The following is a 6,864-nucleotide window of genomic DNA, read 5'->3' as shown; positions in this document are numbered from 1 at the left end:
CCCTCCTCCCCTCCCCGAAGCGGCACAGCAACGCCCTGTCGATGCGGGCATAGGTCCTATTTTTTCGCTGCCCGCCCTCGTTTCACCCTCTCAGGAGCTTCCATGACCGACGTCCCCGCGTACCCCGAGCACTGGCCCGACGTCGTCCGCGACGCCTTCGACGCCGTACTCGAGCAACGGCGAGATCTCGCCGGCGCCGAGTTCGCCGCTCTCGAGACGGCCTGCGAGCTCCTGGCCGCGGGCGAGGCGCACGCCATCGTCGCGCGCGAGGCGGGCGGCGTCGCTACCGGCTCGACGGGGCAGATCGTCGTCCATCCCTCGAGCGTCGAGTCCCGCCTCGCCCGCACCGCGGCAGCCGGGATCCTGGCGCGCCTCGTGCCGCCGCCGACGAGCGGGAAGCTGACCGCTAGCGAGCGAGGCCGACAAGGCGCCGCCAGCCGCTGGCATGGCAAGACATGAGGCCGCCCTCCAGTCAGCGCGCCGCCCCTCGATCGCTGACCCTCGACGTCCGCTTCGACGACGGCGAAGAGCGCTGGCACCCCGACACCCCCGCAGATGGCTGGACACCGGCCGCAGCCTTCGACCGCGCGTGTAGCTTCGCCGCGCGGTCGCCCGGCAACGACCGCCGCGGCATCGGCGCCGCGTACCAGAGCCTCCTCGGCGCGGTACCGGGCCTCAAGCGGAGCGAAATCCGCGAGCGCTTGGCCGGCGAGGACCGCTTCCGTGACCGCTTTGAGGCCCATGACGACCTCGAAGACCGCCCTGCGGTCCTCGAGGAGCCGCCGCCATTCTGAACACCGCCGCGAACGCTCGCTTCGCCGGGGAGTTCGTGGCCCATCGGCGTGTCGCAGTTCCCTGAACGCGAAACCGCAGCCCAGACCCATCAGACTTACGTACCATCGACACACGAGTCTTGGGACACGACGACCGGGCCGCATTACTCGATCGACGAGACAGGCCCGTCAGAAGCGAGGCCGGAGGAGGTGCTGCATGAAGATCGATGACGTAGCCGCACTCCTCACCGAACGTGTCGGTGCGATTGACGCGATGAAGCTGCAGAAGCTCCTCTTTTACTCCCAGGCGTGGCATCTGGCCATCCATGACGAGTCGCTCTTTCCAGACACCATCGAGGCCTGGCGGGATGGACCCGTCGTTGACCACGTGTACCAGCAGCATAAGTCTGGGACTGTTCGCTCCTGGAGCGGGGACGCAAACAAAGTTGAAGACCGCGCTCGCACCGTGGTTGATGCAGTGGTCGCACAGTATGGGTCACTCAGTGGCAAGGAGTTGTCGGACCTCACTCACGCCGAACAACCCTGGAAAGCTGCACGCGGAGATCTGCCAGCCGATGCAAGAAGTCGGCGTCCACTCTCTCCTACGCTGATCGCAAACTTCTACCGCGACAACCGAACGCTGCTCGGGCGCCGCGCAGCCGACGTCAGCGCCGGCGGAATAGTCATTCTTCCAAAAAGCCGCGTGCCCGACGTAGCGGCCCACTGGTCCGAACTGGATGTAATCCTCAAGGAAATTCGCGAGCGTCAAACAGAGCCCGCGGGGTCAGTTATAACGAACAAGCCGCTCTCGAGGGACACGAGACCGCCGAGCAAGCGAAAGCGCACTGCCCGAAGCTCTTGCACGAGCGACGTTAGTGGCTAGTCCCATACGCCTGCTCCCCGCCCAAGTGAGCCTCGTTGTGTTCGACGTGAATATCTACCTCGACATGGCGCGCCTTCTCGGCCCGCCCTTTACGTGGAGCAAATTTAGCGAGGCCGCAGCGCGCCAGAGCGGCTCACAGGTACCGAGCACCGACTATCGCGTTGACAGTCTTCGTGCGATTGCAACGACCATTTCAGGCCGTTTCCTAGGTGAAGAGCGGCTCGAGGTTTGGACGAGCCATCACATCGACGACCTAGCTTTCGACAAGCTCGTTCAACCCGAAAACGGAGAAGTGGACGAGGAACGCGGCTTAGGCTGGTCCGACGAGCATGCCCAGTCCTTCACGGACAGCTTCATTGACGAACTTGCGTTTGATATGACCAGCGGTGGAACTATCGGTGACGTGGAGATTTCCTACGGCAGTCCGCCGCTTTCTCATGAAGACGGCTGCGTGTACCGCACTGCGGAAGCGAGCGGAGCCGCTAACACCTTCTACCGCCGCTTTTGTATCACGCGGGACCGGGACTTTCGGACAGCGACTATTCCCGGAGACATTGTCGTGCTCTACCCGTGGGAATGGCTCGAGTACGTCCGAAGCGCGCGGTCGCGTCTCGCAACCACAGCAATGCGCCCTCGACCCGCAACCCTCCCGCCTGCATAAGGCCGCGCCGCGCAGACAGGTTGCCAGCGTCGGCGGCGCGCGGATCCAACTGACAAACAGAAGACGCGCCTAGGGCTCATCCTGAGCCCTATCGTCCGCGGCGGGTCCTTTCGTCGTCAGAAGCGCGCCTCCACTCCGGCGGGGCCGTCGGCGACGCCTTCGTCGGCGGCCTGACGAGCTCCCTCGGCGGAGTCGAAGACGCCGTCGTGGCACTGACGAACGCCGCCTCCCCGACCGCGAGCCCGCTCGTCGAGCCGACGGCGGGCTTCTCGTCGCCACCCGTCGCAGGCGGAGGCCTTGCCGGCCAGGCGCCGGTGCCCGTCTACGTCCAGAACCCCTGGACAGGCGAGTACCTCCTCTCGCGCACGGCCGACGTCGCCGACGGAATCGTCCGAGACGTCGTCGACGACTACGACTGGAAGCTGATGCAGCACTTCCAGTCAAAGTGGGGCCACTACTAGCGGCCTGCTGGGAATTCCTTTGCGCCTCTTGGACGCGCGAACGCCCCGCGCCCGGCCCACTGGGTCAGGTACGGGGCGTTTCGTCGTTCAGACCCGATCTACTGGCCCGTCGGCGTGTAGTACGGCAGGACAGCGGTCGTGAGGAGCGGCAGGTCGTCGTAGTCACCCTCGACGGCCCCGAACGACAGGAAGTCATTCGGCTGGATCGCCCCGCGACCGATCGCCCAGGAGTACAACTCCAGTCCATCGACCGTCATGCCCATGGTCATCGCAGGACCACCATCCGGTCCGCTGCCGCCGTGGAATTCGTCGGCGATCAAACCCATTCGCCTCAACCCAAACATCGCATGCTCGAACACCGCAAGCGCGTCTGAGCGGCCCTCGAGAGCCAGTCCAGACAACAACTCAACTGCCCCAACCTGGATCTGAACACGCGGCATCGTCGAGAAGTTCGAGAGTTTCAGGTCGGCCGCCCCTTCGAGCAGAACGGCCCACTGCCGATAGAGAAGGTAGTGCAGCCGTATCTGGATGCTGCTCAAGTTTGCGATCAGCGCGGCCCACGGCACCCCCAAGTCCCCATGGAGGTCGCGCTTCGTGACAGCGAGAACGCCAGAGAGGTATTCCGCCATAATCTCGTCGTCAGAGTAGGAACCCTCGTCGAGGATTCGGCGTGCGGTCCGGGCGTCGGCAGGTCCAGAATCCGGCCCGGCCTTGCGCTGAGTTTTTTCCGCGATCCGCTCCACATTGCGCTTGCGCCAAGGCGTGAGACCTTTGAGCACCTCACCGAGCTCGTCCGCGGCGGGTCCGAGAGCCCGGCCGACAAGATCGGCGGAGACGCGAGCACCCTCTTTGGCGAACACTACGCCAGCGCCGGTGGCAGCCGCAGCAGTCGCGACAGCGGCAGGGTCCAGTTCCATCCTCACAGGCTACCTTCGCTCGGCGTCCTTGCATTGTTGACGCGCCTAGGGCCCGTCCTGGACTTGCCGTCCGGGGCGGGCCCTTTCGTCGTTGTGGGAGGCGCGTAGCTTCGCGGCTTTGATCAGACCGTGCTCTGTCATGCCGAGAAGGTCGGCAATCTCGCGCCACGTCATACCTTCGGCGCGAGCGCGCTCTACGAGAGCACCGCGGCGCTCGGGCAAGGTCCTCTGCTCTTCCGCCAGTGTCAGCAATTCGGTGCGTGTGTTCACTCACGCGAGTGTAACTGAGTTGCACGCATGTAACTCGGTTACATATGATGAAGGCATGAACTCGCACACCGCCTCCACCACGGACACCTACCATTCCCAGAGCACCGGCGCGGGCGCCGCCGACCTCCTCTGCGATGCCGACCCCTCGCTCGGCGACCCCGACGCGTTCATCCCCGACGACGACTACGGCCCGGCGACCGCACTGGAGTTGCACTACATCATTCAGCCCTGGCCCAACGGCCCCGAGGCCTACCGTGCCGTCTTCCTCGACGGCTCCTACGGCCCCGCGAGTGCATTCGTCCGGGCCGATGCCTGAGCGCTCGCTCGGCATCTACGCCGACACCGCGCAACTCGACCACGACACCCGCGCGCTCCTCGACTCCCTCGTCGGTGACCTCACCGCCCGCGGCGTCGACTACGAGCTCGCTTGGCGCGCAGTGCGGCGTGTCGCTCGCGGGGGCGCTGCGCATGGCTGACCGCCCGCTCCGGATCTTCGGTCTCGACCCGGCCCCTAAGCTCGATGCGCCGCCCTCCTTCGTCGACGACACCGTCGGCCGCTTCCGCTCGGGCTACACCCTGAACGGCCGCCCTGCGACCGTCTCCGACTGGCGCATCACGACCGGCGACCCCGTCGTCGCGGACCGCGTCTTCGACCTCTTCGGCGGCGACGCGCCCCAGCCCTGGGAGGCGAAGGGCGAGGACAAGATCGAGGTCTTCTCCGGCGTCGACGGCGTCGACGTCATCCTCGCCGGCCCGAGCGCGCTCCGTCAGCGCATGGTCCTCTGGAGCCGTCAGGGGAAGCTCATCATCGACTCGGACGGCGAGACCTACGCCGACGGCACGCCGGACCCCGACGCCGAGCTCTCCTTCCAGGAGCGCAAGGGCCAGGACGGCCTCGGCCCGGCGCCTCAGATCGAGCTCTACTTCCGCCTCGCCGCCGACCCCGACCTCGGGATCTTCAAGTTCCAGACCGGCTCGTGGAGCATGGCCCAGGACCTCGCCCGCTACGACGTCGACGGCCGCCCCGCCGAAATCGACGGCCCGGCGAAGGCCGTCCTCAAGCTCGAGGAGGTCTCCTTCGTCGCGAAGTACGGCCCGCGTCGCGGCGAGACCGTCGACTACGTGAAGCCGGTGCTCAACGTCCGCGGCCCACAGACTGCCGTCAACAATTCGTGATGCCGCCCGCCCCGGGCTGTCTTGCAGCGCGGTTGCCGTCAGCGCTGCCGTCAGCCCGGGAACGACGAAGGCCCGATACCCGCGTTTCCGCGTAGTATCGGGCCTGTCCGTGCACCCCCTCGGACTTGAACCGAGAACCCACTGATTAAGAGTCAGTTGCTCTGCCGATTGAGCTAGAGGTGCGTTCCGGCCGGCTGACCGTGCGTGCCGAACCGAGGGATCACATTACCAGCGTCTCCCCCCGTCTCGTCAAATCGAGTGCGACGGAAAGCCCGCGGCAGCGATCGGAGGCTCCGCGGGACCCACCGGTATCGTGGTCGCGTGACCCCGCAGAGCAGTGACCAGAGCTTCGACGACGACCTCCGACTCGCCCTCCGCCTGGCGGACGCGGCCGATGCGATCTCGCGGGAGCGGTTCGGCGCGCTCGACCTCGTCGTGGACACGAAGCTCGACCGCACCCCGGTCACCGACGCCGACCGCGCCGTCGAGGAGGCGATCCGCGCGCTGCTCGCCGCCGAGCGTCCGGACGACGCGATCCTCGGCGAGGAGTTCGGCACCTCGGGCGAGGCCTCGCGGCAGTGGATCCTCGACCCGATCGACGGCACCGCCCACTTCCTCCGCGGCGTCCCGATCTGGGCGACCCTGATCGCGCTCGCGGTCGACGGCGTCCCCGTCGTCGGAGTCGTCTCCGCTCCCGCTCTCGGCACGCGCTGGTGGGCGGCCGAGGGCTCCGGCGCCTGGGCCGTCGAGCTGGAGGCCGGAACCGAGCCGCGACCGCTGCGCGTCTCGGGGATCGACACGCTCGCCTCGTCGACCTTCAGCTACAACAGCATCCAGCAGTGGAAGGGCGCGGGCCGTCTCCCGCAGCTGCTCGAGCTCGCCGGCGCCGTCTGGCGCGACCGGGCGTACGGGGACGCGTGGCCCTACATGCTCGTCGCCGAGGGCCTCCTCGACGGTGCGGGCGAGTTCGACGTGAAGCCCTACGACCTGGCCGCCCTGGTGCCGATCGTGCAGGAGGCGGGCGGCCGCTTCACCTCCGCCGACGGAGAGGACGGGCCGTGGCACGGCAGCGCCGTCGCCACCAACGGCCTGCTGCACGACGAGGTGCTCGCGATCGTGGCGCCGCGATGAGGAGCCGGACGGCCGCGCTCGCCTCGGCGGCGCTCCTCCTGCTCCTCTCGGGCTGCTCCTCCGTCGTCGGGCCGGACGGCCCGGAGGCCGTGCGTGACGAGGGCGGCACGGTGGCGACCGCCGGCGTCACCGACGTGTTCTCGCTGCGGCGCGGCGACTGCCTGGCCGACCCGGGCGACGACCGCATCGACGACGTGGACGTCGTCCCGTGCGCCGAGGAGCACGCACTGGAGGTCTTCCACACGTTCGCGCAGCCCGGAGACCGCTACACCAGCCGCAACACGCTGCTCGCCCAGGCCGAGGCGGGCTGCGAGCCGGAGTTCGGCGCCGTGATGGGGATCGCCTACGGCGACTCCGCCCTCGAGTACCGCTCGCTCGTCCCCTCCGAGGTCGGCTGGCGCCACGGGGACCGCACGATCGTCTGCGCGGTCCTCGATCCGGCCGACGACTCCACCACCGGCAGCCTCTTCGGCTCCGCTCGCTGACCACGGCTCCGATCGACCCCCGTTCGGCTCATTGACACGCGCTCCGTCGGAGCGCAGGGTGAAGGGACGAACGGCAGGCGCGAGGGGGCGCGGAGACCGGCGGCTCA

Annotated in this window: 12 protein-coding genes and 1 tRNA gene; 10 read left to right on the top strand and 3 right to left on the bottom strand. The window is 67.7% G+C overall.

Translation table 11 applies throughout. The features are described from left to right. Nucleotides 1-102: 102 nt before the first annotated feature. The 5 genes from C5C46_RS12980 (at nucleotide 103) to C5C46_RS12970 (ending at nucleotide 2,778) form a co-directional block, all read left to right on the top strand. Complete coding sequence (locus C5C46_RS12980; RefSeq protein ID WP_104226977.1) at nucleotides 103-459, top strand: hypothetical protein; 357 nt, start codon at nucleotides 103-105, stop codon at nucleotides 457-459. Continuing rightward, nucleotides 456-794, top strand: a complete 339-nt coding sequence (locus C5C46_RS16995; RefSeq protein WP_181136528.1) for a hypothetical protein — start codon at nucleotides 456-458, stop codon at nucleotides 792-794. Before C5C46_RS12980 ends, C5C46_RS16995 begins: the two co-directional genes overlap by 4 nt. 196 nt (nucleotides 795-990) lie before the next feature. Continuing rightward, a complete protein-coding gene (locus C5C46_RS16990; RefSeq protein ID WP_181136527.1) occupies nucleotides 991-1,656 on the top strand; it encodes a Panacea domain-containing protein in 666 nt (221 codons plus the stop codon). 37 nt (nucleotides 1,657-1,693) lie between these two features. Then, complete coding sequence (locus C5C46_RS16630; protein ID WP_146078993.1) at nucleotides 1,694-2,317, top strand: hypothetical protein; 624 nt, start codon at nucleotides 1,694-1,696, stop codon at nucleotides 2,315-2,317. Between the two features lie 206 nt (nucleotides 2,318-2,523). After that, nucleotides 2,524-2,778 carry a hypothetical protein gene (locus C5C46_RS12970; protein WP_104226975.1) on the top strand — a complete coding sequence of 85 codons (255 nt, stop codon included), beginning with the start codon at nucleotides 2,524-2,526 and terminating at the stop codon, nucleotides 2,776-2,778. A gap of 98 nt (nucleotides 2,779-2,876) precedes the next feature. Here C5C46_RS12970 and C5C46_RS12965 read toward each other — a convergent pair whose 3' ends face one another. Continuing rightward, entirely contained in the window at nucleotides 2,877-3,695 is an 819-nt protein-coding gene (locus tag C5C46_RS12965; RefSeq protein WP_146078992.1) for a hypothetical protein, read from the bottom strand. A 45-nt stretch (nucleotides 3,696-3,740) separates the two neighbouring features. Then, nucleotides 3,741-3,965 (bottom strand): hypothetical protein, encoded by a 225-nt coding sequence (locus tag C5C46_RS16625; protein WP_146078991.1) that lies wholly within the window; start codon nucleotides 3,963-3,965, stop codon nucleotides 3,741-3,743. 55 nt (nucleotides 3,966-4,020) lie between these two features. On the opposite strand from C5C46_RS16625, the gene C5C46_RS12960 reads away from it, so the two are divergent. The 3 genes from C5C46_RS12960 to C5C46_RS12955 are packed head-to-tail and all read left to right on the top strand — an operon-like array spanning nucleotide 4,021 to nucleotide 5,141. Continuing rightward, nucleotides 4,021-4,281 carry a hypothetical protein gene (locus C5C46_RS12960; RefSeq protein ID WP_104226973.1) on the top strand — a complete coding sequence of 87 codons (261 nt, stop codon included), beginning with the start codon at nucleotides 4,021-4,023 and terminating at the stop codon, nucleotides 4,279-4,281. Beyond that, nucleotides 4,274-4,441, top strand: a complete 168-nt coding sequence (locus tag C5C46_RS16985) for a hypothetical protein (RefSeq protein WP_181136526.1) — start codon at nucleotides 4,274-4,276, stop codon at nucleotides 4,439-4,441. The genes C5C46_RS12960 and C5C46_RS16985 overlap by 8 nt, the downstream gene beginning before the upstream one ends. Continuing rightward, complete coding sequence (locus C5C46_RS12955) at nucleotides 4,434-5,141, top strand: hypothetical protein (protein WP_146078990.1); 708 nt, start codon at nucleotides 4,434-4,436, stop codon at nucleotides 5,139-5,141. Before C5C46_RS16985 ends, C5C46_RS12955 begins: the two co-directional genes overlap by 8 nt. Nucleotides 5,142-5,251: 110 nt before the next feature. Here C5C46_RS12955 and C5C46_RS12950 read toward each other — a convergent pair. Then, a tRNA-Lys gene (locus C5C46_RS12950) sits at nucleotides 5,252-5,324 on the bottom strand. A gap of 138 nt (nucleotides 5,325-5,462) precedes the next feature. Here C5C46_RS12950 and C5C46_RS12945 point away from each other — a divergent pair. Both C5C46_RS12945 and C5C46_RS12940 read left to right on the top strand, forming a co-directional pair. Further along, nucleotides 5,463-6,272, top strand: coding sequence for an inositol monophosphatase family protein (locus tag C5C46_RS12945; RefSeq protein WP_104226971.1), 810 nt, complete (start codon nucleotides 5,463-5,465; stop codon nucleotides 6,270-6,272). Further along, complete coding sequence (locus C5C46_RS12940; RefSeq protein ID WP_104226970.1) at nucleotides 6,269-6,757, top strand: septum formation family protein; 489 nt, start codon at nucleotides 6,269-6,271, stop codon at nucleotides 6,755-6,757. Before C5C46_RS12945 ends, C5C46_RS12940 begins: the two co-directional genes overlap by 4 nt. The last annotated feature ends 107 nt before the right edge of the window (nucleotides 6,758-6,864 follow it).

Origin of the sequence: Rathayibacter sp. AY1E6, assembly GCF_002931115.1 — a bacterium.
In the GTDB taxonomy this organism is placed as follows: domain Bacteria; phylum Actinomycetota; class Actinomycetes; order Actinomycetales; family Microbacteriaceae; genus Rathayibacter.
Note: the sequence above shows the minus strand (reverse complement) of the source record. Positions and strands in the feature narration are given on the sequence as shown.

Coding starts and splice junctions, on each gene's coding strand:
- C5C46_RS16995 (WP_181136528.1), top strand. CDS start 456: ATGAGGCCGCCCTCCAGTCAGCGCGCCGCCCCTCGATCGCTGACCCTC.
- C5C46_RS12980 (WP_104226977.1), top strand. CDS start 103: ATGACCGACGTCCCCGCGTACCCCGAGCACTGGCCCGACGTCGTCCGC.
- C5C46_RS12960 (WP_104226973.1), top strand. CDS start 4,021: ATGAACTCGCACACCGCCTCCACCACGGACACCTACCATTCCCAGAGC.
- C5C46_RS16985 (WP_181136526.1), top strand. CDS start 4,274: ATGCCTGAGCGCTCGCTCGGCATCTACGCCGACACCGCGCAACTCGAC.
- C5C46_RS12940 (WP_104226970.1), top strand. CDS start 6,269: ATGAGGAGCCGGACGGCCGCGCTCGCCTCGGCGGCGCTCCTCCTGCTC.
- C5C46_RS16990 (WP_181136527.1), top strand. CDS start 991: ATGAAGATCGATGACGTAGCCGCACTCCTCACCGAACGTGTCGGTGCG.
- C5C46_RS12955 (WP_146078990.1), top strand. CDS start 4,434: ATGGCTGACCGCCCGCTCCGGATCTTCGGTCTCGACCCGGCCCCTAAG.
- C5C46_RS12965 (WP_146078992.1), bottom strand. CDS start 3,695: ATGGAACTGGACCCTGCCGCTGTCGCGACTGCTGCGGCTGCCACCGGC.